Source organism: Streptomyces sp. NPDC001714 (assembly GCF_042892755.1).
Lineage (GTDB): Bacteria > Actinomycetota > Actinomycetes > Streptomycetales > Streptomycetaceae > Streptomyces.
In genome coordinates, this window is record NZ_JBIAUL010000017.1 from 250,405 (window position 1) to 273,896 (window position 23,492).

Sequence of the window (23,492 nt, forward strand, 5' to 3'; positions counted from 1 at the left end):
CCGCGGGGGGGGGGGTCTCCTCCCCCGAACCCGGCGCGCGCCCCCCCCGCGCCCCCCCCCGGGGGGCGCCCCCCCCCCGGGGGGCCCCGCCCCGCGCGCCGTCACGCCCGGTCGACCTCGGCGCGCAGCGCGTTGTAGTCCGCGAAGGCCGCGTCGACCTCTGCGCGGGTCAGGCCGTAGCGGGCCAGGTCGTAGCTGTGCACGCGGCTGCCCCTGGGGCGGGCCACGGCCGCGGGCAGGCGGGCCGCCTCGGCCTCGGTCCAGGCGGCGCCGACGGCCGCGTAGAGCTTCGGGGCGCCCGCGGCCGGGTCGGAGCCCAGCCAGGAGTACGGCACGTCGACGAGGGACTCGCGGGGGATGCCGGCGCGGGAGGCGAGGCCGCGGGCGGCCGAGCGGGCCAGCAGCTCCAGCCAGGTGGCGCCGATCCGGTCCAGGTCGAGGGGGCGGGTGTTCACCGCCATGCCGTGCTCGACCAGGCTGCAGAACGAGGCCACCGCGGTGGCCGGATCGCGGTGCGTCCACACGATCGTGGCGTCCGGGAAGACCGCGCGCAGCGCGTCCAGGTTCTCCAGGTGCAGCGGCGACTTCAGCACCCAGCGGCGGCGCGGTCGGCCGTACTGGAGCACCTGGTAGATCTGCTTGAGGTAGCGGTAGTCGGCGCCGAAGTCATGGGCCTCGTGCCAGGGCAGGTACTCCGGGATCACCGCCTGGGACAGCGGCATCACCGTGTGCGGCAGCGCGAAGGTGCACTCCTCCGGGCCCTCGGGGCGCAGGTTGTGGATGTGGCGGAAGCGCGGGGAGAAGAGGTTGATGCCGCCGACCAGGCGGCGGGCGGTCGTGATCGCCTTCTCCCGCTCCTTGGGCGGAAGTTCGAGGTCGGGGGTGAGCAACTCCCAGAGCAGCGGGCAGCGGTGGTCCGCGGAGAGCGACAGGATGCCGTGGGTGAGCGTGGTGGCGGTGCGGGGCAGGCCCACCACGAACACCGGTCGCTCGACGGGCTCCCGCTCGATCTCGGGGTGCTCGGCGAGCAGCCGGCGGATCCGGGCCCGGTTGGCGAGATGCCGGCCGACGTGTCCGCGCGCGGACAGCCAGCCGACCGGGGTGAGATCCTCGGCTCCCGCCCAACATCGCAGCAGGTGGCGGAAGCCGTCGGTGAACGGCTCGTCGTCCGCCGTCGGCCCGGCCGCGTCGAGCAGCCGGTCGAAGGCCAGGTCCGGCGCGCGGCGGGCGCGGAAGGCGGGTCTCAGGAGCAGGTTGGCGAGCGTGAGGGGGAACGGGTCCATGGACACGGCAGCGGAACCCTTCGTGGGGGGACAGGGGAGGGGATACTGACTACCCCCTCCAACTGTCCAACCACACCGCCGAGTTGAGACATTTACCGGCCGGTAACGAGAGGCGTCGCAATCCGGCCGGACTACTCCTGCGCCACCACCGGCAGCTGCGCGCCGTCCCGCAGGAACAGCGGGATCCGGTCCAGCGGCGCGTCCACCGTCACCGCCGCACCGCCCTCGTACGACTCGCCCGTCCACGCGTCCGTCCACCGGGCGCCCGCCGGCAGATACGTCGTCCGGGCCGTGGCGCCCGCGGTCAGTACCGGCGCCACCAGGAGGTCCCGGCCGAAGAGATACGCGTCGTCGACCGTCCAGGCCGTTTGGTCCTCCGGGAACTCCAGGAACAGCGGCCGCAGCACCGGCAGGCCCTCCTCGTGGGCCTCCCGCATGACCTCGAGGACGTAAGGCCTCAGGCGCTCGCGCAGCATCAGGTACTTCTCCAGGATCGCGCCGGCCTCCGCGCCGTAGGACCACACCTCGTTCGGGCCGCCGGTCATGTCGGGGCCCAGTGGCATGCCCGGGTCGCGGAAGCCGTGCAGGCGCATCAGCGGGGAGAACGCGCCGAACTGGAACCAGCGGACCATCACCTCGCGGTACGCCGGGTCGTCCGGGTCGCCGCCGTGGAAGCCGCCGATGTCGGTGTTCCACCAGGGGATGCCGGAGAGCGCGGTGTTGAGGCCGGCCGCGATCTGGTGGCGCAGGGTCGTGAAGTCGGTGCCGATGTCGCCGGACCACAGGGCGGCGCCGTACCGCTGACTGCCCGCCCATGCCGAGCGGTTGAGGGTGACGACCTCCTCGCCCTCGGCCCGCAGGCCCTCGTGGAAGGTCCGGGAGTTCTCGGCGGGGTAGCTGTTGCCGACCTCCAGGCCCGGGCCCGCCCAGTAGCGCAGGTTCTCCTGGAAGCCCGGCTTCAGCTCGGGCTCGCAGGCGTCCAGCCAGAAGGCCGTGATGCCGTACGGGTCCAGGTAGTTCTCCTTGACCTTGGACCACACGAACTGCCGGGCGTCCGGGCTGGTGGCGTCGTAGAACGCCACCTGGACGGTCGACGCCACCTCCTTGTCCGGCCAGTCGGCGTGCGCCGTCGGGCCGTACTGGGTGCCGATGAAGTAGCCGCGCTGCTCCATCACGGGGTGGTTCTCGCTCAGCGGCGACACCGACGGCCAGACGCTCACCACCAGCTTGATGCCGAGCTCGTCCAGTTCGCGGACCATCGCGGCCGGGTCCGGCCACTCCTTGAGGTCGAACTTCCAGTCGCCCAGGTGGGTCCAGTGGAAGAAGTCGCAGACGATCGCCGAGATGGGCAGGCCCCGGCGCTTGTACTCCCGGGCCACGGCGAGGAGTTCGTCCTGGGTGCGGTAGCGCAGCTTGCACTGCCAGAAGCCCGCCGCCCACTCCGGCAGCATCGGCGAACGGCCGCTCACCGCGCTGTAGTTGCGCTGCCCGTCGGCCGGGGTGCCGACGGTGATCCAGTAGTCGAGCTGGCGGGCCGAGTCGGCCACCCAGCGGGTGCCGTTGCCGGCCAGCTCCACGCGGCCGATCGCCGGGTTGTTCCAGAGCAGGGTGTAGCCGCGGCTGGAGACCAGGACCGGGATGGAGACCTCGGCGTTGCGCTGGACCAGGTCCAGGACCAGGCCCTTCTGGTCCAGGCGCCCGTGCTGGTGCTGGCCCAGGCCGAACAGCTTCTCGCCCTCGTAGGCGGCGAAGCGCTGCTCCAGGCGGTGGTGGCCGTTGCCGACCGCGGTGTACAGGCGGGGGCCGGGCCACCAGAAGTGGGCGCGCTCCTCGGCCAGCACCTCCGAGCGGTCGTCGGTGCGCAGGAACCGGACCAGGCCCTCGGCGGACACCTCGACGGTCAGCCCGCCGACCGTCAACTGCCCTTCGCCGTCATCGACCTTGACGGTCGACCCGGTGGCGGGGGGCCCGTCGAGCAGGGCACCCGGCAGCCCCTCGAGGATCGGCCCGCCGAGCCGGGCACGCACCCGGACCGCGTCCGGCCCCCACGGCTCGATCCGCAGCGTCTCCTGACGTCCGCTCCACTCCAGGGCCCCGTCCCGCTCCCGGAACGTGCCGACGGTGGGGGAGGACTGCGCGAGGCTGACCTTGGGCTGCGGCGTGGCAGACGGGTTTTCGGCAGGCTGATTCACGTGCGCGCTCCTGGATGAGTGCAGACATGGGGGTGCCCCGGCTCGGCAGGACACGGTGAGATGGGAGAGCGGTTCAGGCCCCGGCCGGCGCCGGTCCCGTGCTCGCCCGTACCGTCAACTCGGGTGCGATCAGCACGACTTCGTCGCTGCCCCGGCCGTCCAGCTTGGCGACCAGGTGCTCCACGGCGTACCGGCCCATCTCCTGCGCGGGGATGGCGACCGAGGTCAGCCGCACCGAGGCCTGGACGGCGACCTGGTCCGGGCAGATCGCGACCACGGACACGTCCTCCGGCACGGCCCGGCCCTGCTGGCGCAGCAGCGCGAGCAGCGGCTCCACCGCGGACTCGTTCTGGACGACGAAGCCCGTGGTGCCCGGGCGCTCGTCGAAGACCCGGGCCAGCGTGGCGGCCATCGCGTCGTACCCGCCCTCGCACGGCCGGTGCAGCACCCTCAGGCCCAACTCCCGGGCCCGGGACCGGAGTCCGTCCAGGGTGCGCTCGGCGAAGCCGGTGTGCCGCTCGTAGACGGCCGGGGCCTCGCCGATGACAGCGATGTCACGGTGCCCGAGCTTCGCCAGGTGCTCCACACACAGTGCGCCGGTCGCCCCGAAATCGAGATCGACGCAGGTCAGCCCGGAGGTGGAGGCGGGCAGGCCGATGAGCACGGAGGGCTGGTCGGTCTGGCGCAGCAGCGGCAGCCGCTCGTCCTCCAGCTCCACGTCCATCAGGATCATGGCGTCGGCGAGTCCGCTGCCGGTGACCCGGCGCACCGCGTCCGGACCCTCCTCCCCGGTCAGCAGCAGGACGTCGTAGCCGTGCAGGCGAGCCGTGGTGGCGACCGCGATCGCGATCTCCATCATCACCGGCACGTACATGTCCGTACGCAGCGGGATCATCAGCGCGATGATGTTCGACCGGCTGCTGGCCAGGGCACGGGCGCCCGCGTTCGGGTGGTAGCCCAGCTCCCGGATGCTCTGCTCGACCCGCTGCCGGGTGGTGGTGGAGATGGACCGCTTGCCGCTGAGGACATAGCTCACCGTGCTCGCCGAGACTCCGGCGTGCTGGGCGACCTCGGCGAGGGTGACCATCCAGCTCTCCAAGCTTTGTGAAGCGCTTCGACAGTGCGCATTGCTGACAGGTGACGAGTGAGGGTGGTTCGACAGTAGCTTCAGTGCGGGTGGGTGTCCATAGGCTGTCGAAGCGCTTCGACAACGAATTGCTGAGGCGGCCTCGGCAACCTTTCCCGGGGCGGCGGCCACAAAGAGGTCGTACGGCCGTCTAAGGGCCGTACCCGAACCGTCCCCCGGAAGGCCCCTCCGATGCAACACCGCAGACCACGCCTGTCCAGGACGGCGAAGGCGCTGCTCGCCGCCTCGGTCGCGCTCACCGCCGCGGGCGTCACCGTGGCGCAGGCCGGCGAGCCGAGCAGGAAGTGCACCGCCTACGACACTGTCACGCTCGGCAAGTATTACCTGAGCAACAACCTCTGGGGGCAGGACAAGGGCACCGGCACCCAGTGCGTCTGGGGCAACTCCGCGGCGGGCTCCACGATCTCCTGAGGCACGTCGTACTCTTGGGCGAACGACGGCAAGGGCACCGACGCGGACGTCAAGTCGTACGCCGGCGCGGTCCTCGGCCGGCACTGGGGATGGAAGGTCGACAAGGCGACCACCTGACTGCCGATCCGGGTCGGCGACCGCAAGAAGGTCACCACCAAGTGGACCTTCTCGCTGAGCTCAAACCCCGGCACCCTGGACGTGGCCTACGACCCGATTCCGGCGCCGAGGTCTTCAAGGGCTCCGGGCGGCTGGACACCACGTCGCACTCCGTCGGCATCGGCTGAGAAGCGCGTCGGGGCGGTCGGCCCGTCAGCCGATCGGACCGCGAGGGCTGGTAGGTACGGCCCGTTTCGGGTACCAACGATCCAGTAGCACTGGTCGGTAACGAACGGTCCCAACCACCCCTTTCGTGGCGAGGTGAGCCTCAATGTCCGCCCCCACCACCAAGAAACCCACCGTCACCGAGCGGGAGGCCCGCCAGGTGGCGGAGGCCGCCCGGGAACAGGACTGGCGCAAGCCCAGTTTCGCCAAGGAACTGTTCCTCGGGCGCTTCCGGCTCGACCTCATCCACCCGCATCCGCTCCCGGCGGACGAGGACGTGCAGCGCGGCGAGGAGTTCCTGGCGCGGCTGCGCGAGTTCTGCGAGACGAAGATCGACTCGGCGCTCATCGAGCGCGAGGCACGCATCCCGGACGAGGTGATCGCCGGCCTCAAGGAACTCGGCGCCCTCGGCATGAAGATCGACACCAAGTACGGCGGCCTCGGCCTCACCCAGGTCTACTACAACCGGGCCCTCTCCCTGGTCGGCTCCGCGAACCCGGCGGTCGGCGCGCTGCTCTCCGCCCACCAGTCGATCGGCGTCCCGCAGCCGCTGAAGATCTTCGGCACCCAGGAGCAGAAGGACGCCTTCCTGCCGCGCTGCGCCCGCACCGACATCTCGGCGTTCCTGCTCACCGAGCCGGACGTCGGCTCGGACCCGGCGCGCCTGGCCACCACCGCCGTACCGGACGGGGACGACTACGTCCTCGACGGGGTCAAGCTGTGGACCACCAACGGCGTGGTCGCCGACCTCCTCGTCGTCATGGCCCGCGTGCCGAAGACCGAGGACGGCAAGGGCGGCATCACGGCCTTCGTCGTCGAGGCGGACGCGCCGGGCGTCACCGTCGAGAACCGCAACGCCTTCATGGGCCTGCGCGGCATCGAGAACGGCGTCACGCGCTTCCACCAGGTCCGGGTCCCGGCCGCCAACCGCATCGGCCCCGAGGGTGCCGGCCTCAAGATCGCCCTCACCACCCTCAACACCGGGCGGCTCTCCCTCCCCGCGATGTGCGTGGGCGCCGGCAAGTGGTGCCTGAAGATCGCCCGTGAGTGGTCGGCGGTCCGCGAGCAGTGGGGCAAGCCGGTCGCGCTGCACGAGGCCGTCGGCTCCAAGATCAGCTTCATCGCGGCGACCACCTTCGCCCTGGAGGCGGTCGTCGACCTGTCCTCCCAGATGGCCGACGAGAACCGCAACGACATCCGCATCGAGGCCGCCCTCGCCAAGCTCTACGGCTCCGAGATGGCCTGCCTGATGGCCGACGAGCTGGTCCAGATCCGCGGCGGCCGCGGCTTCGAGACGGCGGAGTCGCTGAAGGCCCGCGGCGAACGCGCCGTCCCCGCCGAACAGCTCCTGCGCGACCTGCGCATCAACCGCATCTTCGAGGGCTCCACGGAGATCATGCACCTGCTGATCGCCCGCGAGGCCGTCGACGCCCACCTCTCGGTCGCCGGTGACCTCATCGACCCCGACAAGTCCCTCCAGGACAAGGCGAAGGCGGGTGCCAACGCGGGCGTCTTCTACGCCAAGTGGCTGCCGAAGCTGGTCGCGGGACCGGGCCAGCTCCCCACGTCGTACGGGGACTTCAAGCACGGCGTGGACCTCGCCCCGCACCTGCGCTACGTGGAGCGCCACGCCCGCAAGCTGGCCCGGTCCACCTTCTACGCCATGTCCCGCTGGCAGGGCCGGATGGAGACCAAGCAGGGCTTCCTGGGCCGGGTCGTGGACATCGGCGCCGAGCTGTTCGCGATGAGCGCGGCCTGCGTCCGCGCCGAACTGCTGCGCCGCCAGGGCGACCACGGCCGCGAGGCCTACCTGCTGGCCGACGCGTTCTGCCGGCAGGCCCGCATCCGCGTCGACGAGCTGTTCAACCGGCTGTGGTCGAACACCGACGACCTGGACCGCAAGGTCGTCAAGGGCGTGCTCGGCGGCTCCTTCGAATGGCTGGAGCGGGGGATCGTCGACCCGTCGGGCGAGGGCCCGTGGATCGCCGACGCGACCCCCGGGCCGTCCCGGCGGGACAACGTCCGCCGCCCGTTCAAGTGAGGCCCCGCAAGTGAGGCCCCGCAAGGGAGGGTCCTCGGCTGAGGGCCCTCCGGTGAGCCGCTGAAGTAGCGATTCAGCAGTACTTGTCGCTCGGATCCCGCGTCGTCCAGGAGCAGGAGTCGACCTTGGCGCCGCTCGCCTTGGTCAGCGTCGCCGTGTCGCTGGTGTTGTTCCACACGTAGGCGCGGCGGTTCTGGTACTTGTCCGACGCGGTGTCCGTGCCCCGGCCGGTGTGCACCTTCATCGTCTTGTGGGCGCCGATCTTGACGCTCTTGAAGACGTAGCGGTGGTTGGAGGCGTCCTTCAGGACCCAGCCCCCCAGCGAGACGGCCGAGCCGCCGGTGTTCTTGATCTGCACCCACTCGGCGTTGAGGCTGGCGTTGGAGCGGTTGTCGCTGCCCGGGCTGTCGAACCAGACGTGGTAGATGGTCACGCCGCCGGCCGCCTGGGCCGGGGTGCTGAACAGGGTGCCGGTGAGCAGCGCGGCGCCCGCGAGCGCGGGCAGGGCGGCGCGTATGCGCGGAGTACGCATGGAGAGATCCCCCCAGGATGTCTTCCGGTCGGGCCGGTCGTCCCCGCCGGCCCGACAGAAGTGTTATCACATGATCTTCACGTGAACCTCACAAAGGGAATTCCGCTCCATACGACGCCAAGAACTGATAAGGCACCCGCGTGCGGGACGCGCTGTCCTCCCGGCCATCGAATGCGGCCACAATGGGGGGATGACCGACAGTCCCGCCAGTCCGGCACCCCTCGCCGACCCGCACCTCGTGTACGACCCGCTCGTGGGCGACGGCCCGAAGGACGTGGTGATCCTCGGCTCCACCGGATCGATCGGCACCCAGGCCATCGACCTCGTCCTGCGCAACCCCGACCGGTTCCGGGTCACCGCCCTCTCCGCCCACGGCGGCCGGATCGCCCTCCTCGCCGAGCAGGCGCACCGGCTGCGGGTGCGCACCGTCGCGGTCGCCCGCGAGGACGTCGTACCGGACCTGCGCGAGGCGCTCGCGGCGCTCTACGGCCCCGGCGAACCGCTCCCCGAGATCCTCGCCGGACCCGACGCGGCCGCGCACGTCGCCGCCTCCGACTGCCACACCGTCCTCAACGGCATCACCGGCTCCATCGGCCTCGCGCCCACCCTCGCCGCCCTGGAGGCGGGCCGCACCCTCGCGCTCGCCAACAAGGAGTCGCTGATCGTCGGCGGCCCGCTGGTCAAGGCGCTGGCCAAGCCCGGCCAGATCATCCCGGTCGACTCCGAGCACGCGGCGCTCTTCCAGTCGCTGGCGGCGGGGACGCGGGCCGACGTCCGCAAGCTGGTCGTCACGGCGTCCGGCGGCCCCTTCCGCGGCCGCACCAAGACCGACCTGGCCGATGTCACCGTCGAGGACGCGCTCGCCCACCCCACCTGGGCGATGGGACCGGTCATCACGATCAACTCCGCCACCCTGGTCAACAAGGGGCTGGAAGTCATCGAGGCGCATCTCCTCTACGACATTCCCTTCGACCGCATTGAGGTGGTCGTGCATCCGCAGTCGTATGTCCACTCGATGGTCGAGTTCACGGACGGATCCACGATCGCGCAGGCGACGCCCCCCGACATGCGGGGGCCGATCGCCATCGGTCTCGGCTGGCCCGAACGGGTCCCGGACGCGGCGCCCGCCTTCGACTGGAGCAAGGCCTCCACCTGGGAGTTCTTCCCGCTGGACAACGAGGCCTTCCCGTCGGTGAACCTGGCCCGGCACGTCGGTGAGCTCGCGGGCACCGCGCCGGCGGTGTTCAATGCGGCCAACGAGGAGTGCGTCGAGGCCTTTCGGTCCGGTCTGCTGCCCTTCAACGGCATCATGGAGACCGTGACCCGGGTGGTCGAGGAACACGGCACCCCTCGTACGGGAACTTCGCTCACCGTGCCGGACGTACTCGAGGCGGAGACCTGGGCGCGGATCCGGGCCCGGGAACTGACAGCGCAGAAGGCGACCGCGGAGGCGCGTGCATGACAGCCCTGATGATGATCCTCGGCATAGTCGTCTTCGTGATCGGCCTGCTGGTCTCGATCGCCTGGCACGAGCTGGGGCATCTCTCCACCGCCAAGCTCTTCGGCATCCGCGTCCCGCAGTACATGGTCGGCTTCGGCCCGACCATCTGGTCGCGGCGCAAGGGCGACACCGAGTACGGCATCAAGGCCGTCCCGCTGGGCGGCTACATCCGCATGATCGGCATGTTCCCGCCGGGCGCCGACGGCCGGGTCACCGCCCGCTCCACCTCACCCTGGCGCAGCATGATCGAGGACGCCCGCTCGGCCGCCTTCGAGGAGCTCCAGCCCGGCGACGAGACCCGCCTCTTCTACACGCGCGCCCCCTGGAAGCGCGTGATCGTGATGTTCGCGGGCCCGTTCATGAACCTGATCCTCGCGGTGGCGCTGTTCCTCACCGTCCTCATGGGCTTCGGCATCAGCCAGCAGACCACCACGGTCAGCTCGGTCTCCCAGTGCGTGATCGCGCAGAGCGAGAACCGCGACACCTGCAAGAAGACCGACGCCGCCGCCCCGGCCGCCGCCGCGGGCCTGAAGGCCGGCGACAAGATCGTCTCCTTCAACGGCGTCAGGACGGACAGCTGGAACCAGCTCTCCGACCTGATCCGGTCCACCCCGGGCAAGGACGTGGCGATCGTCGTCGACCGCAAGGGCCAGGACGTCACCCTGCACGCGAAGATCGCCACCAACCAGGTCGCCAAGAAGGACTCCAGCGGCCAGATCGTCGAGGGCCAGTACGTCACCGCCGGCTTCCTCGGCTTCAGCGCCGCGACCGGCATCGTGCGCCAGGACTTTGGCGACTCCCTGACCTGGATGGGCGACCGCGTCGGCGACGCCGTCGACTCGATCGTGAGCCTGCCCGGAAAGATCCCGGCCCTGTGGGACGCGGCCTTCGACGGCGCCCCGCGTCAGCCGGACTCCCCGATGGGCGTGGTCGGCGCGGCCCGCGTCGGCGGCGAGATCTTCACCCTGGACATCCCGCCGACGGAACAGCTGGCCATGGCCCTGATGCTGGTGGCCGGCTTCAACCTCTCCCTGTTCCTCTTCAACATGCTCCCGCTGCTGCCGCTGGACGGCGGGCACATCGCGGGCGCCCTGTGGGAGTCGCTGCGCCGGAACCTGGCGAAGGTACTGCGCCGTCCGGACCCGGGTCCGTTCGACGTGGCGAAGCTGATGCCGGTGGCTTATGTGGTGGCCGGGGTGTTCGTCTGCTTCACGATCCTCGTCCTGGTCGCAGACGTGGTTAACCCGGTGAAAATCTCGTAGCCACGCGGCGTTCGAGGCGGCCCGGAACACTGAGTTCCGGGCCGCTTCCATCGAGTGGGTTTACGGGTGGGGGATGTGCTCGGTCCTGTGCCGGTGCCGTAATCTCGAAGCCTGGAACCCGCTCACGACGGGACCTGGACCTAGATCCACGACTTGGGGTTGCACAGCAGATGACTGCGATTTCTCTCGGCATGCCGTCCGTTCCGACCAAGCTCGCCGAGCGCCGGAAGAGCCGGCAGATCCAGGTCGGCTCCGTGGCGGTCGGCGGGGACGCCCCGGTCTCGGTCCAGTCGATGACCACGACCCGTACGTCCGACATCGGCGCCACCCTCCAGCAGATCGCCGAGCTGACGGCGTCCGGCTGCCAGATCGTGCGCGTGGCCTGCCCCACCCAGGACGACGCCGACGCGCTCGCCACCATCGCGAAGAAGTCGCAGATCCCGGTCATCGCGGACATCCACTTCCAGCCGAAGTACGTCTTCGCGGCCATCGAGGCCGGCTGTGCCGCGGTCCGCGTGAACCCCGGCAACATCAAGCAGTTCGACGACAAGGTCAAGGAGATCGCGGGGGCCGCCAAGGATCACGGCACCCCGATCCGCATCGGCGTCAACGCCGGTTCCCTGGACCGCCGGCTGCTCCAGAAGTACGGCAAGGCGACCCCCGAGGCGCTGGTCGAGTCGGCCCTGTGGGAGGCGTCCCTCTTCGAGGAGCACGACTTCCGGGACATCAAGATCTCCGTCAAGCACAACGACCCGGTCGTGATGATCGAGGCGTACCGGCAGCTCGCCGCCCAGTGCGACTACCCGCTCCACCTCGGCGTCACCGAGGCGGGCCCGGCGTTCCAGGGCACGATCAAGTCGGCCGTCGCCTTCGGCGCCCTCCTCTCCCAGGGCATCGGCGACACGATCCGTGTCTCCCTCTCCGCGCCGCCGGTGGAGGAGGTCAAGGTCGGCAACCAGATCCTGGAGTCCCTCAACCTCAAGCAGCGCGGCCTGGAGATCGTCTCCTGCCCGTCCTGCGGCCGGGCCCAGGTCGACGTCTACAAGCTCGCCGAAGAGGTCACCGCCGGCCTCACCGGCATGGAGGTTCCGCTCCGCGTCGCCGTCATGGGCTGCGTGGTGAACGGCCCGGGCGAGGCCCGCGAGGCCGACCTCGGTGTCGCCTCCGGCAACGGCAAGGGCCAGATCTTCGTCAAGGGCGAGGTCATCAAGACGGTCCCCGAGTCGAAGATCGTCGAGACCCTCATCGAGGAGGCCATGAAGCTGGCCGAGCAGATGGAGGCCGAGGGCACGGAGTCCGGCGAGCCGTCGGTGTCGGTGGCGGGCTGAGGAAGCCCTCGGGCGGGGGCCGAGATTTTTCGCCCCCGCCGCCCCTACCCGTCCCAACCTGAAGGGGCGCTGCCCCTTCGACCCCGCGAGGGGTGCTGGCTCTTCGACCCCGCGAGGGGTGCTGGCTCTTCGACCCCGCGAGGGGTGCTGGCTCTTCGACCCCGCGAGGGGTGCTGGCTCTTCGGTTCGGTGAGGGGTGCTGGTCCTTCGGTTCGGTGAGGGGTGCTGGCTCTTCGGTTCGGTGAGGGGTGCTGGCTCTTCGGTTCGGTGAGGGGTGCTGGTCCTTCGGCCCCGCCAGGGACCCGCCCCCTCGGCCCCGCGAGGGGTGCTGCCCCCTTGACCCCGCCAGGGACCCCGCCCCTGGGACCCCGCTCCTCACACGCCAGAGGGGCTGGATCGGCTTCATGCCGGAGGGCTGCGGGCCTTCTTCCAGCCCTCGGGCGTGTGAGGGCGCGGCCGAAGACCGGGCGCACCCCCCCTTCCAGCCTGTCGGGTGTTCGAGGGTGCCGCCGGAGGCCGGAGCGTACCCCCACCAGTCAGCCCGTCCGGCGTCCGAGGACGGGGCCGGAGGCCGAAGTGGGGGTCCGGGGGCGGAGCCCCCAGGGACGGAACCCCAGGCTGCGGGCACTTCACAGCACACGGGGCGGCACGGCCAGGCTTCCGCAGGTACAGTGCGGAGATCAGCAGAACCCCTCAGCGTGAGGCCCCGCACGTGTTGACGCAGACCACCTCACGGGTGCTCGAACCGAGTGACCTGGACGCCGCGCTCGCCGTACTCGACCGCGAGCCGGTCGCGAACGCCTTCGTGACCTCACGTGTCCAGGTGGCCGGCCTCGACCCCTGGCGCCTCGGCGGCGAGATGTGGGGCTGGTACGAGGACGGCATGCTCACGTCCCTCTGCTACGCCGGCGCCAACCTGGTCCCGATCTGCGCCACTCCGCGCGCCGTCCGCGCCTTCGCCGACCGGGCCCGCCGGGCCGGCCGCCGCTGCTCCTCGATAGTCGGCCCCGCCGAGGCCACCGCCCAGCTGTGGCGCCTCCTGGAACCGCACTGGGGCCCGGCCCGCGAGGTGCGTGGCCACCAGCCCCTGATGGTCACCGACCGCATGCCCGAGGACATCGCCCCGGATCCGTACGTCCGCCGCATCCGCAAGGACGAGATGGAGGCGATCATGCCGGCGTGCGTGGCGATGTTCACGGAGGAGGTGGGCGTCTCCCCGCTGGCCGGCGACGGCGGCCTCCTCTACCAGGCGCGGGTCGCCGAACTCGTCGGTTCCGGCCGCTCGTTCGCCCGGCTCGACGACAACGGCAAGGTCGTCTTCAAGGCGGAGATCGGCGCGGCCACGGCCGAGGCCTGCCAGATCCAGGGTGTCTGGGTCGCCCCCGAGTACCGGGGCATGGGCCTGGCGGCGCCTGGCATGGCGGCGGTCCTGCGGTACGCCCTGGCCGACGTCGCCCCGGTGGTGAGCCTCTACGTCAACGACTTCAACACGGCGGCACGCAGGACGTACCTGAGGGTCGGCTTCCAGGAGGTCGGAGCCTTCATGAGCGTGCTGTTCTAGCCCGACGTCCAGGCGCCGCGCCCTGTCAGGGGCGCGGGGTTGCACTCGATGTGCGGCTGCCGCCGCGTGAGCGCGACCAGCCACCCACAGCCGCACCCGGACGGCAAACCGGAACCCCCTGTACCCTCCCCACATGACCCTCGTGATCGGCCCCCTGGACCTCCCCTCCCACGTGGACGAGGCCCTGGCGGTCCAAGCGATCGCCTTCGGCCTGGGCCCCGACGAGGTAGCCGTCCGCCGCCAGATCGTCCTCCGCCACATGCAGTACCCCGGGGCAACAGCCCTCGGCGCCACGGCCGAAGGCCGCCTCGTCGGGTTCGTCTACGGCATGCCGAACTCCCGCACCCACTGGTGGTCCACCGTCGTGGAGCCCTACCTCCGCGCCCAGGGCAACGCCGACTGGCTCGACGACTCGTTCGTGATCACCGAGCTGCACGTGCACCCCCACCACCAGAACCGCGGCATCGGCCGCCGCCTGATCACGCTCATCACCGACGGCGCCGCCGAGCCCCGCTCGATCCTCTCCGCGATCGACACCGACAGCCCGGCCCGCGGCCTCTACCACTCCCTCGGCTACGTCGACCTGGCCCGCCAGGTGCATTTCCCCAGCGCCCCGAAGCCGTACGCGGTGATGGGCGCACCCCTGCCGCTCCGCCGTAAGTGAGCCGTCGCCGCTAACCGATTTCCACCGGCACAGCGTGCCCGGCTAACCTCCTAGCCATCACCCTTTTCCGGCAGGAGTACGAGAACCATGGCGAACGCACCGGTCCAACGCATGTCCCAGTTGATGGCGAAGACGCTGCGTGACGACCCGGCGGACGCCGAGGTCCTCAGCCACAAGCTCCTCGTGCGCGCCGGCTACGTCCGCCGTACGGCGGCCGGGATCTGGTCCTGGCTGCCGCTCGGCCTGAAGGTGCTGTCGAACATCGAGCGGGTCGTCCGCGAGGAGATGGACGCGATCGGCGCCCAGGAGGTGCTGCTGCCGGCCCTCCTGCCCCGGGAGCCGTACGAGGCGACCGGCCGCTGGCAGGAGTACGGCGCCGAGCTGTTCCGCCTCCAGGACCGCAAGGGCGGCGACTACCTCCTCGGCCCGACCCACGAGGAGATCTTCACCCTGCTGGTGAAGGACCAGGCGTCCTCCTACAAGGACCTGCCGGTCATCCTCTACCAGATCCAGAACAAGTACCGGGACGAGGCCCGCCCGCGCGCCGGCATCCTGCGCGGCCGCGAGTTCCTCATGAAGGACTCCTACTCCTTCGACCTGGACGAGGACGGCCTCGCCACGTCGTACGCCCTGCACCGCGAGGCCTACCGGCGGATCTTCGAGCGCCTCGGCCTCGACTACCGCATCGTCGCCGCCACCGCCGGCGCCATGGGCGGCTCGAAGTCGGAGGAGTTCCTGGCCCCGGCCGAGGCCGGCGAGGACACCTTCGCCGACTGCCCGAACTGCGACTTCGCGGCGAACACCGAGGCGATCTCGTACACGCTGAAGCCGGTCGACGCCACCGACGTGCCCGCGCTCGAGGAGATCCCGACCCCGGACACCCCGACCATCGAGACCCTCGCCGCGCACCTCGGTGTCGCGGCCTCCGCCACCCTGAAGAACCTCCTGGTGAAGGTCGACGGCGAGATCGTGGCCGTCGGCGTACCGGGCGACCGTGAGGTCGACCTGGGCAAGGTCGAGGAGCACTTCGCCCCGGCCGCCGTCGAGCTGGTCACCGAGTCCGACTTCGCCGGCCGTCCCGACCTGGTCCGCGGCTATGTCGGCCCGCAGGGCCTCGGCGAGAAGGTCAAGTACATCGCCGACCCGCGCGTTGCCCCCGGCACCGCCTGGATCACCGGCGCCAACAAGGAAGGCACGCACGCCAAGAACGTGGTGGCCGGGCGTGACTTCGAGGTCGACGAGTACGTGGACGTCGTGGTCGTGCTGGAGGGCGACCCCTGCCCGAAGTGCGGCACCGGCCTGAAGCTGGACCGCGCCATCGAGATCGGCCACATCTTCCAGCTGGGCCAGAAGTACACCAACGCCCTCAAGCTCGACGTCCTCGGCCAGAACGGCAAGCCGGTCCGCGTGACCATGGGCTCCTACGGCATCGGTGTCTCCCGCGCCGTCGCCGCCCTCGCCGAGCAGACCGCCGACGAGCGCGGCCTGGTCTGGCCCCGCGAGGTCGCACCGGCCGATGTGCACGTCGTCGCGGCCGGCAAGGCCCTGCAGACCGAACTCGCCCTGGACGTCTCGGAGAAGCTGCGGGCGGCCGGGCTGCGCGTCCTGGTCGACGACCGGGCCGGGGTCTCCCCGGGCGTGAAGTTCACCGACGCCGAGCTCATCGGCGTACCGCAGATCCTGATCGCGGGCCGCCGCTCCGGCGAGGGCGTCCTGGAGCTCAAGGACCGCAAGTCCGGCGAGCGCGAGGAGCTGACGGTCGACGAGGCGATCGCCCGCCTGACCGCGAACTGAGCCTCAACTCCCGCCACAGCGGCCGCCGGTGACAACCGGCGGCCGCTGCGGCTTTTCAGGAACGTCTCAGACAGTTCTTTCGCTCCGTATGGGAGCCTCACAGACTTCTCTCAGGCCGGTACCCGAACGTAATGCGTGACAGAGAGTCACGCAGGAGGGGATCGGTCATGACCGAGAGAGTGCAAGGCGAAAAGTCCGGGGAAAGGGGCGCGGCCGCCGCGGTCCGCCGGGGCACCCGGCGCACGGCGGCCCTCGCGGCGGCGGTCACGCTCGCCGCGGCCGCCGGGGTGTTCGCCCTGGTCGGCACGATGCAGTCGGACGCCGAGACGACGGCGAGCAGCGGCAGCGGTACGACGTCGAGCTCCAGCAGCTCCGGGAACAGCTCCGACTCGACTTCGAACACGGACAGTTCCTCGTCCTCGACCTCCAAGTCGACCGACTCCTCGTCGTCCTCCTCCTCGTCCTCCTCCTCGTCCTCCTCGGACCTCCAGTCCTCCTCCGACGGACTCACCTCCGGCAGCGGCTCCGCCGACTCCACCTCGGGGGCGTCATGACCGCCGTCCGCACCCCGCGGCCGACGGCCGCCACCGAGTGGCGTGCCCTCGGCACCACCGTCCGCCTGGTCGTCACCGACCCGGCCCTGCTGGACTCCTGCAACCTGCTCCTCGCCCGGCAGCTCGCCGAGGTCGACGCGGCCTGCAGCCGGTTCCGCACCGACTCCGAACTCGCCGCCCTCGACACCACCCACGGCCGCCCGGTCCGGGTCAGCCCGCTGCTCGCCGAGGCCCTCGCCGTCGCCCTGCGCGCGGCCGAGGCGACCGACGGCGCGGTGGACCCGACCGTCGGCTCGGCGATGGACGCGATCGGCTACGACCGCGACTTCACCCTCGTCCGCGAGGACGACCGCCCGGTCTCCCTGCGGGTGCGCCGCGCCCCGGGCTGGCGCAGGGTCACCCTGGAAGCGGCGACCGGCACGGTCACCGTCCCCGAGGGCGTCCGCCTCGACCTGGGCGCGACGGCCAAGGCCTGGGCGGCCGACCGGGCCGCGCGGATACTGGCCGACACGGCCGGCTGCGGAGTGCTGGTGAGCCTCGGCGGCGACACCGCCGTCGTCGGCGAGCCTCCGGCGGGCGGCTGGCAGATCCGCGTCCAGGACATCACGGGACCCGTGGACGAGACGCCCGCGCAGGGGTCGTACGACACCGTCGGCCTGCGCTCCGGCGGCCTCGCCACCTCCGGTACCGGCGCCCGCCGCTGGCAGCGCGGCGGCTACGACCTCCACCACATCGTCGACCCGCGCACCGGACTGCCGGTGCGGTCCCCGTGGCGCACGGTCTCGGTGGCCGCGGCCGACTGCGCCGACGCCAACGCGGCGACCACGGCGGCCCTGGTCAAGGGCACGGGCGCGGCACGCTGGCTGACCGGCCTCGGCCTGCCCGCCCGCCTGGTCGCGCACAACGGCACCGTCGTCACCACGCCCGGCTGGCCCGCCCCCCGCGCGGCGCTGGAGGCGGCGGCGTGACCTCCGAAACCCTCTGGTACGCCAACCGTGCCACCGGCGCCGTCTGCCTGGTCCTCTTCACGGTGGTCGTCCTCCTCGGCATCGCCGTCCGCCTGCGCACCCGCCTCCCCGGCCTCCCGCGCTTCGGCACCATGGGCCTGCACCGCGCGCTCTCCCTCTCCGCCACCGCCTTCCTGGCCCTGCACATCGCCGTGGCGGTCGTCGACGGCTACGTGAACATCACGGCGCTGGACGCCCTCGTCCCCTTCGTCTCCGACTACCAGCCGCTCTGGCTCGGCCTCGGCACGGTCGCCCTGGACCTGCTGCTCGCGGTCCTGGTCACCAGCCTCCTGAGGGGTCGCCTCGGCCACCGCGCCTGGCGGGCCGTGCACTGGCTGGCGTACGCCTGCTGGCCCGTCGCCCTGGTCCACGGCATCGGCATCGGCACGGACGCCGGCACCGACTGGATGACCTGGCTGACCGCCACCTGCGTGGCGACGGTGATCACCGCCTTCGCCCTGCGCACCGCGCAAGCCGTCCGAGCCGCCCGCCAGACCCCCGCCGCACTGCTGCACACCGAAGGGGCCCACTGATGACCACGCTCTGCACCGACGTCCACATGCCCCCGCGCCTGCTGGCCCCCGGCGGCACCCCGGCCGACCGCACCACGCACGAGCAGCGCTACGGCCCCCTCGCCTACGGCGATCCGGCCGCGCTCCTCCGCACGCTGGCCGAATCCGGCCTCACCGGCCGCGGCGGGGCGGGCTTCCCGGCGTACCGGAAGTTCGTGGCGGTCACCGAAGCGGCCCGGCGCACCGGGCGCGCACCGATCGTCGTCGCGAACGGCGCGGAGAGCGAACCGGCCAGCCACAAGGACCGGACCCTGCTCCGGCTCTCGCCCCATCTGGTCCTGGACGGGCTGCAGTCGGCGGCCGAGGCGGTCGGCGCGGCGGAGGCGTACCTCGCCGTCGAGGACGGCGCCTCCTACCTGGAGTCGGTCCTCGCCCAGCGCCACGACCCGGTCCGCGTGCAGGTCGTACGCCTGCCGGCCCGCTTCCTCTCCGGCCAGGCCTCGGCCCTCGTCCAGTACCTGTCCGGCGGCCCCGCCCGCCCCACCCACCCGGTCCCGCCGGTCCGCGAACGCGGGGTGCGCCGCGCCCCCACCCTGGTCCAGAACGTCGAGACCCTGGCCCACCTGGCCCTGATCGCCCGGTACGGCGCCGACTGGTTCCGCTCGGCAGGCACCCCCGCCGAGCCGGGCAGCGCCCTCTGCACGCTGCACGTGCCGGGCCGCGAAGTCCGGGTCGTGGAAGCCCCGTTCGGCATGTCCGTCGGTCGGCTCCTCCCGCTGGAGGGCGCGTCCGCGGTCCTGGTCGGCGGCTACCACGGCACCTGGATCCCGGCCGCCGGGGCCGCCCAGGTCCCGCTGTCCTCGGCCTACTTGGGTGCGGGCGTGTTGGCGGCCCTCCCCGCCGACCGCTGCGGCCCGGCTGAAACGGCCCGGGTCCTGCGCTACCTGGCCCTGGAGTCGGCCGGCCAGTGCGGCCCGTGCCTCAACGGCCTCCCGCGCATGGCCGCCGCCTTCCAGACCCTGGCCACCCCCGGCCCCCAGGGCACCGCCCGCACGGACCTCTCCCGCTGGGCGGGCCTGGTGGCGGGCCGCGGCGCCTGCCACCACCCCGACGGCACGGTCCGCCTGGTCCGCAGCGCCCTCACCACCTTCGCGACCGAACTCGACGCCCACGCCCACGGCCACTGCACAGCGACCGACCACACCCCGCTGCTCCCGATACCGGCGGAAAGGATCTGACATGGACCAGCACCTCACCATCGACTGGACCTCCTGCCAGGGCCACGGCCTGTGCGCGGAGCTCCTCCCGGACCACATCACCCTGGACGAATGGGGCTACCCACTGGTCGACGGCCGTCCAATACCCCCACGCACAAGGAAACGAGCCCGCAGAGCGGCGGCCGACTGCCCGGTCCTGGCCCTGAAGCTGGGGGAAGGGTAATTCCCTGGGGGCGCTGGGGGTACCCCCGGCCGAAGGCTGGGGGAGGAACTGCGCGACCAGCCACAACGCGTCCGCGGCCCGAAGACAACCGAAGCCACCCCGAACACCCCGCCCTAAACCCACCCGGCGAATTCAAGCAACAGCTCCGCATCCTTCGGCCGCCCCACGCGAAGCGCCCGCACACCCGACTCCACCGCCCGGAACAACGTCCACCCCCGCAACCGCTCCTGGTCCACCTCCAGGGACTCCGCGAGCCGCTTGATGCGCCGCCGCGTGATGGACGCCCCGGACGGCGAGGCGATCAGATCCTCCACCCGGTCCCGCACCAGCCGAGCCAGGTCGAACGCGCACTCCCCGACCACGGGGTCCGGCCCCACCGCCAGCCACGGCATCCGCTCCCCGGCCAGCACCTTGCTCTGCCGGAACGTGCCGTGCAGCAGCCGCTGCTCGGGCGGCGCGGTCAGCAACTCCTCCCGGGCGGCGACCGCCGCCGCCACCAACGGCGCCACCTCGGCGTCATCGGCCGCCCAGGCCATCGCCGCGGCCTGCCGCCCCGTCCGCTCGGTCACGGTCTCGAAGACGTGCTCCTCCGGCGGCCGCACCCAGAGCCGCCGAAGGGTCCCCGCCGCCTCCAGCAACGCCTTCGCCTCGGGCAACGACCGCACCGAGACCTCCGGATGCAGCCGTTCAAGCAGCAGCACCCCCGCGGCCCCGTCGGCCTCCAGTACCTGCACGGCACCGAGCCCGCCCCAGTGCGCCAGCGCGGCCGCCTCGCTCTTGGGCCGGGCCCGCCGCGGCGCCAGCTTCAGCACGGCAGGCGTGCCGTCCGCCCGCCGCACCAGCAGCACCACACTGCTGCGCCCACCCGGCACCTGCACCCGCTCCACGGTCAACTCGCGTAGCGCGACGGCCTGTTCCACCGCACCCGGCAGCTTCTCCAGCCAGTCGTCACCGTCCGGCGCCGTCTCACCGAGCGCCCTCACCAGGCGCCGCGGCGGTTCGAAAGCCATACGCGAGTCGTTCCTTTCCTGCTCTAGGGAGTCGTCGAAGCCGAGAGCGAGGGCGAGGCCGACCCACCGGCCGCCGCCCCGGAACCCGCACCGGAACCCGCCCGCTCGGCGAGCCCAGGGAAGGCTACGCTCTCCCCGCTCCAGCGCACCGCCCGCACCGCGGCCTCCCGCAGCGCCCCGGCCGCCGAGCCGCGCCGCTCGCCGGAGGATGCCCGGACCAGGTCGGAGTACACGTCCGCCACCCGCTCCTCCAGCTCGGCGGCGAGCCGTACGGCCGTCGCCGGGTCCGTGACGGCGAACGGCAGCGCGTACGCGGCGCTCGCGGCGACGGGCGCACCGCCCAGGTCCCGAACCTCGCGGATCAGCGCGTCCCGGCCGGCGCGGTGCGCGTCGTAGGCCGAGCGTGCCTCGGCCAGCCGCTGCCCGTCGAGCCGGCCGCCGACGACGCCGTAGCCGTACACCGCCGCGTGCTCGGCCGCCAGCGCCGCCTGGAGCGCCTTGAGGACGCCGGCCTTCGCCTCGTCGCTCACCGGTCACCCTTCGTCAGCAGGTATGCGTGCGCGGCCCCGGCCGCCGCCACCCCGGCCAGCAGCCGGGCCAGTTCGCCCGGCACGTCCAGCAGCGCCTTGGCCCGCTGGTCGGCGAGGCTCCGCTCGGCGGCGGCCAGCGAGGCGAGCGCGGACTTCTCGTCGGCGGGCACGGTCGGCGAGGCCGACGCGGACGCCGTGGCCGACCGCGAACCGGTCGCCGTCGGTGAGGCCGCGCCCTCCTCGAACGCCGCCGCGTGCGCCGCCACCTCCGCCCGCAACGGCCGCAGCCGCTCCGCGAGCGTGGGATGGGCGGCGAGGACCGCGTCGTACTGCCGCAACAGCCCCCGGCTGTCCCGCGCCGCACGCGCGCGTGCCCGCGCGGACACCGACGGACTCCCACCGCTCCCGGCGGATTCCGGATCAGTGGAGCAGCCCACCAGCACGGCGGCCGAGGCCACCGAAACGATCAGGCTCCTTCTACGTACAGGGGGGAACGACACGGCAGACGTCCTCGGGGGGCTCGTACGAACACATGGGCGGACATGCACCCGACCGTGATCACGTTACCCGTGCGCCCCTCGAACTCATGTCACCGGCTCGACAGCCAACTCAAGGGGCGCGGGGAACTGCGCGACAAGCCCCCCACCGCCCGCACCCGCCCGACAACCTCAGCCCCCCGACCCCCAGGGCGATCGGCCCCCCCGGCCGGAGGCACCCGCACGCAACACCCCCCGCGACCCGATACCCTTTGACCAGACACGCGACCCATCCCACAACAGCACACGCGGCCGAGGAGTCACCCGGATGAGCACCACCCAGAGCGAGAGGCTGCGAGAGCTCCTGGAACCGCTCGTCACCTCCCAGGGCCTGGATCTCGAAGAGATCGCCGTGGACTCCGTCGGGCGCAAGCGCGTGCTGCGCGTCGTCGTCGACTCCGACACCGGGGCGGACCTGGACCAGATCGCCGATGTGAGCCGTGAGCTCTCGGCGAAGCTCGACGAGACGGACGCGATGGGCGAGGGGGAGTACACCCTCGAGGTCGGCACCCCCGGCGCGGAGCGCCTGCTCACGGAGCACCGGCACTACCTGCGCGCCGTGGACCGCCTGGTCAGGTTCCAGCTGGCCGAGGGCGGAGAACTGGTCGCCAGGATCCTGGACGTCGACGACGAGGGCGTCGACCTGGAGGTGCCCGGCGTCAAGGGCCGCAAGGCCACCGCCCGCCGGCTCGGGTTCGCCGAGATCGACAGGGCGCGTGTGCAGGTCGAGTTCAACCGCAAGGACAAGAAGGACATGACGGAAGAGGAGGAGGCGTAGCCGTGGACATCGACATGAGCGCCCTGCGGGGCTTGGTTCGGGAGAAGGAGATCTCCTTCGACCTGCTGGTCGAGGCGATCGAGTCGGCCCTCCTCATCGCCTACCACCGCACCGAGGGAAGCCGCCGCCACGCGCGCGTGGTGCTCGACCGGAACACCGGGCACGTGACCGTGTGGGCGAAGGAGGACCCCGAGGACCTGGAGGAGGGGCAGGAGGCACGCGAGTTCGACGACACCCCGTCGGACTTCGGGCGGATCGCCGCCACCACCGCCAAGCAGGTGATCCTGCAGCGGCTCCGGGACGCCGAGGACGACGCCACGCTCGGCGAGTACGCAGGCCGTGAGGGCGACATCGTCACCGGAGTGGTCCAGCAGGGCCGGGACCCGAAGAACGTGCTCGTCGACATCGGCAAGCTGGAGGCCATCCTGCCGGTGCAGGAGCAGGTCCCCGGTGAGACCTACCCGCACGGGATGCGGCTGCGGTCGTACGTCGTACGGGTGGCGAAGGGCGTCCGCGGTCCCTCCGTCACGCTCTCGCGCACCCACCCGAACCTCGTGAAGAAGCTCTTCGCGCTCGAGGTGCCGGAGATCGCCGACGGGTCCGTCGAGATCGCCGCCATCGCCCGTGAGGCCGGTCACCGTACGAAGATCGCGGTCCGTTCCACCCGTTCGGGCCTGAACGCCAAGGGTGCCTGTATCGGCCCCATGGGCGGCCGGGTCCGCAACGTGATGGGCGAGCTGAACGGCGAGAAGATCGACATCGTCGACTGGTCGGACGACCCGGCGGAGATGGTGGCGAACGCGCTGTCCCCGGCCCGTGTCTCCAAGGTCGAGGTCGTGGACCTGGCGTCCCGGTCCGCCCGGGTGACCGTGCCGGACTACCAGCTGTCACTCGCGATCGGCAAAGAGGGACAGAACGCCCGGCTCGCCGCCCGGCTCACCGGCTGGCGGATCGACATCCGCCCGGACACCGAGCAGGCGCCCGAGTAGATCACCTGGCGGGGCTCACGCCAGGGCTCGCGTCGGGGTTCACCCGGACGAGGGGAATAGTTCCAAGCCGCAGGTCGCTTGGATTACGACAACGGGCGT

The 23,492-nt window shown here is 71.8% G+C and carries 22 protein-coding genes; 15 read left to right on the forward strand and 7 right to left on the reverse strand.

Going from position 1 to position 23,492, the window contains the following annotated elements:
• Positions 1–101 precede the first annotated feature (101 nt).
• From ACFY0P_RS37620 to ACFY0P_RS37630, 3 genes are all read right to left on the reverse strand, one after another.
• Positions 102–1,283, reverse strand: a complete 1,182-nt coding sequence (locus tag ACFY0P_RS37620; protein ID WP_388923944.1) for a sulfotransferase family protein — start codon at positions 1,281–1,283, stop codon at positions 102–104.
• Between the two features lie 131 nt (positions 1,284–1,414).
• The gene (locus ACFY0P_RS37625; protein ID WP_388923822.1) at positions 1,415–3,475 is read right to left on the reverse strand and encodes a TIM-barrel domain-containing protein; all 2,061 of its coding nucleotides are present in this window, start codon (positions 3,473–3,475) and stop codon (positions 1,415–1,417) included.
• 73 nt (positions 3,476–3,548) lie between these two features.
• Complete coding sequence (locus ACFY0P_RS37630; RefSeq protein WP_388923825.1) at positions 3,549–4,562, reverse strand: LacI family DNA-binding transcriptional regulator; 1,014 nt, start codon at positions 4,560–4,562, stop codon at positions 3,549–3,551.
• Between the two features lie 231 nt (positions 4,563–4,793).
• On the opposite strand from ACFY0P_RS37630, the gene ACFY0P_RS37635 reads away from it, so the two are divergent.
• Entirely contained in the window at positions 4,794–5,033 is a 240-nt protein-coding gene (locus ACFY0P_RS37635; protein ID WP_388923828.1) for a hypothetical protein, read from the forward strand.
• Positions 5,034–5,460: 427 nt separating this feature from the next.
• Positions 5,461–7,395, forward strand: a complete 1,935-nt coding sequence (locus ACFY0P_RS37640; protein WP_388923830.1) for an acyl-CoA dehydrogenase family protein — start codon at positions 5,461–5,463, stop codon at positions 7,393–7,395.
• Positions 7,396–7,468: 73 nt separating this feature from the next.
• On the opposite strand, the gene ACFY0P_RS37645 is transcribed toward ACFY0P_RS37640, so the two are convergent.
• A complete protein-coding gene (locus ACFY0P_RS37645) occupies positions 7,469–7,927 on the reverse strand; it encodes a lamin tail domain-containing protein (protein ID WP_388923833.1) in 459 nt (152 codons plus the stop codon).
• Between the two features lie 190 nt (positions 7,928–8,117).
• On the opposite strand from ACFY0P_RS37645, the gene dxr reads away from it, so the two are divergent.
• The 11 genes from dxr to ACFY0P_RS37700 all read left to right on the forward strand — a co-directional run bounded on the left by dxr (position 8,118) and on the right by ACFY0P_RS37700 (position 19,550).
• Positions 8,118–9,389 (forward strand): 1-deoxy-D-xylulose-5-phosphate reductoisomerase, encoded by a 1,272-nt coding sequence (dxr, locus tag ACFY0P_RS37650; RefSeq protein WP_388923836.1) that lies wholly within the window; start codon positions 8,118–8,120, stop codon positions 9,387–9,389.
• An 8-nt stretch (positions 9,390–9,397) separates the two neighbouring features.
• On the forward strand, positions 9,398–10,690 hold the full coding sequence (locus tag ACFY0P_RS37655; RefSeq protein WP_388923947.1) for a M50 family metallopeptidase: 1,293 nt from the start codon (positions 9,398–9,400) through the stop codon (positions 10,688–10,690).
• Between the two features lie 170 nt (positions 10,691–10,860).
• On the forward strand, positions 10,861–12,018 hold the full coding sequence (gene ispG, locus ACFY0P_RS37660) for a flavodoxin-dependent (E)-4-hydroxy-3-methylbut-2-enyl-diphosphate synthase (RefSeq protein ID WP_388923839.1): 1,158 nt from the start codon (positions 10,861–10,863) through the stop codon (positions 12,016–12,018).
• A 712-nt stretch (positions 12,019–12,730) separates the two neighbouring features.
• Positions 12,731–13,579 (forward strand): GNAT family N-acetyltransferase, encoded by an 849-nt coding sequence (locus ACFY0P_RS37665; protein WP_388923842.1) that lies wholly within the window; start codon positions 12,731–12,733, stop codon positions 13,577–13,579.
• Between the two features lie 133 nt (positions 13,580–13,712).
• A complete protein-coding gene (locus ACFY0P_RS37670) occupies positions 13,713–14,243 on the forward strand; it encodes a GNAT family N-acetyltransferase (protein ID WP_388923845.1) in 531 nt (176 codons plus the stop codon).
• Positions 14,244–14,330: 87 nt separating this feature from the next.
• Complete coding sequence (locus ACFY0P_RS37675; protein WP_388923848.1) at positions 14,331–16,037, forward strand: proline--tRNA ligase; 1,707 nt, start codon at positions 14,331–14,333, stop codon at positions 16,035–16,037.
• 167 nt (positions 16,038–16,204) lie between these two features.
• Complete coding sequence (locus ACFY0P_RS37680) at positions 16,205–16,591, forward strand: hypothetical protein (RefSeq protein WP_388923851.1); 387 nt, start codon at positions 16,205–16,207, stop codon at positions 16,589–16,591.
• Entirely contained in the window at positions 16,588–17,559 is a 972-nt protein-coding gene (locus ACFY0P_RS37685) for an FAD:protein FMN transferase (RefSeq protein ID WP_388923853.1), read from the forward strand. Before ACFY0P_RS37680 ends, ACFY0P_RS37685 begins: the two co-directional genes overlap by 4 nt.
• Positions 17,556–18,131, forward strand: coding sequence for a ferric reductase-like transmembrane domain-containing protein (locus tag ACFY0P_RS37690; RefSeq protein ID WP_388923856.1), 576 nt, complete (start codon positions 17,556–17,558; stop codon positions 18,129–18,131). The genes ACFY0P_RS37685 and ACFY0P_RS37690 overlap by 4 nt, the downstream gene beginning before the upstream one ends.
• Positions 18,131–19,348: an NADH-ubiquinone oxidoreductase-F iron-sulfur binding region domain-containing protein gene (locus ACFY0P_RS37695; protein WP_388923859.1), complete on the forward strand. Its 1,218-nt coding sequence runs from the start codon at positions 18,131–18,133 to the stop codon at positions 19,346–19,348. Before ACFY0P_RS37690 ends, ACFY0P_RS37695 begins: the two co-directional genes overlap by 1 nt.
• A 1-nt stretch (position 19,349) precedes the next feature.
• On the forward strand, positions 19,350–19,550 hold the full coding sequence (locus ACFY0P_RS37700) for a ferredoxin (protein WP_388923862.1): 201 nt from the start codon (positions 19,350–19,352) through the stop codon (positions 19,548–19,550).
• Positions 19,551–19,663: 113 nt separating this feature from the next.
• Here ACFY0P_RS37700 and ACFY0P_RS37705 read toward each other — a convergent pair whose 3' ends face one another.
• The 3 genes from ACFY0P_RS37705 to ACFY0P_RS37715 are packed head-to-tail and all read right to left on the reverse strand — an operon-like array spanning position 19,664 to position 21,638.
• A complete protein-coding gene (locus ACFY0P_RS37705) occupies positions 19,664–20,560 on the reverse strand; it encodes an aminoglycoside phosphotransferase family protein (RefSeq protein WP_388923865.1) in 897 nt (298 codons plus the stop codon).
• A 23-nt stretch (positions 20,561–20,583) separates the two neighbouring features.
• The gene (locus ACFY0P_RS37710) at positions 20,584–21,090 is read right to left on the reverse strand and encodes a ferritin-like domain-containing protein (RefSeq protein ID WP_388923868.1); all 507 of its coding nucleotides are present in this window, start codon (positions 21,088–21,090) and stop codon (positions 20,584–20,586) included.
• Positions 21,087–21,638, reverse strand: a complete 552-nt coding sequence (locus ACFY0P_RS37715) for a hypothetical protein (protein ID WP_388923871.1) — start codon at positions 21,636–21,638, stop codon at positions 21,087–21,089. Before ACFY0P_RS37715 ends, ACFY0P_RS37710 begins: the two co-directional genes overlap by 4 nt.
• A gap of 256 nt (positions 21,639–21,894) precedes the next feature.
• Here ACFY0P_RS37715 and rimP point away from each other — a divergent pair, with 256 nt between their 5' ends.
• Positions 21,895–22,404, forward strand: coding sequence for a ribosome maturation factor RimP (gene rimP, locus ACFY0P_RS37720; RefSeq protein ID WP_388923874.1), 510 nt, complete (start codon positions 21,895–21,897; stop codon positions 22,402–22,404).
• 2 nt (positions 22,405–22,406) lie between these two features.
• Positions 22,407–23,393 carry a transcription termination factor NusA gene (gene nusA, locus ACFY0P_RS37725; protein ID WP_351719893.1) on the forward strand — a complete coding sequence of 329 codons (987 nt, stop codon included), beginning with the start codon at positions 22,407–22,409 and terminating at the stop codon, positions 23,391–23,393.
• Positions 23,394–23,492: the final 99 nt, after the last annotated feature.

Excerpts from the sequence above, each read along its gene's own strand:
- ACFY0P_RS37620 (WP_388923944.1), bottom strand. The coding sequence starts at position 1,283 with ATGGACCCGTTCCCCCTCACGCTCGCCAACCTGCTCCTGAGACCCGCC.
- ACFY0P_RS37630 (WP_388923825.1), bottom strand. The coding sequence starts at position 4,562 with ATGGTCACCCTCGCCGAGGTCGCCCAGCACGCCGGAGTCTCGGCGAGC.
- ACFY0P_RS37635 (WP_388923828.1), top strand. The coding sequence starts at position 4,794 with ATGCAACACCGCAGACCACGCCTGTCCAGGACGGCGAAGGCGCTGCTC.
- ACFY0P_RS37640 (WP_388923830.1), top strand. The coding sequence starts at position 5,461 with ATGTCCGCCCCCACCACCAAGAAACCCACCGTCACCGAGCGGGAGGCC.
- ACFY0P_RS37645 (WP_388923833.1), bottom strand. The coding sequence starts at position 7,927 with ATGCGTACTCCGCGCATACGCGCCGCCCTGCCCGCGCTCGCGGGCGCC.
- dxr (WP_388923836.1), top strand. The coding sequence starts at position 8,118 with ATGACCGACAGTCCCGCCAGTCCGGCACCCCTCGCCGACCCGCACCTC.
- ACFY0P_RS37655 (WP_388923947.1), top strand. The coding sequence starts at position 9,398 with ATGATGATCCTCGGCATAGTCGTCTTCGTGATCGGCCTGCTGGTCTCG.
- ispG (WP_388923839.1), top strand. The coding sequence starts at position 10,861 with ATGACTGCGATTTCTCTCGGCATGCCGTCCGTTCCGACCAAGCTCGCC.
- ACFY0P_RS37670 (WP_388923845.1), top strand. The coding sequence starts at position 13,713 with ATGACCCTCGTGATCGGCCCCCTGGACCTCCCCTCCCACGTGGACGAG.
- ACFY0P_RS37675 (WP_388923848.1), top strand. The coding sequence starts at position 14,331 with ATGGCGAACGCACCGGTCCAACGCATGTCCCAGTTGATGGCGAAGACG.
- ACFY0P_RS37680 (WP_388923851.1), top strand. The coding sequence starts at position 16,205 with ATGACCGAGAGAGTGCAAGGCGAAAAGTCCGGGGAAAGGGGCGCGGCC.
- ACFY0P_RS37685 (WP_388923853.1), top strand. The coding sequence starts at position 16,588 with ATGACCGCCGTCCGCACCCCGCGGCCGACGGCCGCCACCGAGTGGCGT.
- ACFY0P_RS37695 (WP_388923859.1), top strand. The coding sequence starts at position 18,131 with ATGACCACGCTCTGCACCGACGTCCACATGCCCCCGCGCCTGCTGGCC.
- ACFY0P_RS37700 (WP_388923862.1), top strand. The coding sequence starts at position 19,350 with ATGGACCAGCACCTCACCATCGACTGGACCTCCTGCCAGGGCCACGGC.
- ACFY0P_RS37705 (WP_388923865.1), bottom strand. The coding sequence starts at position 20,560 with ATGGCTTTCGAACCGCCGCGGCGCCTGGTGAGGGCGCTCGGTGAGACG.
- rimP (WP_388923874.1), top strand. The coding sequence starts at position 21,895 with ATGAGCACCACCCAGAGCGAGAGGCTGCGAGAGCTCCTGGAACCGCTC.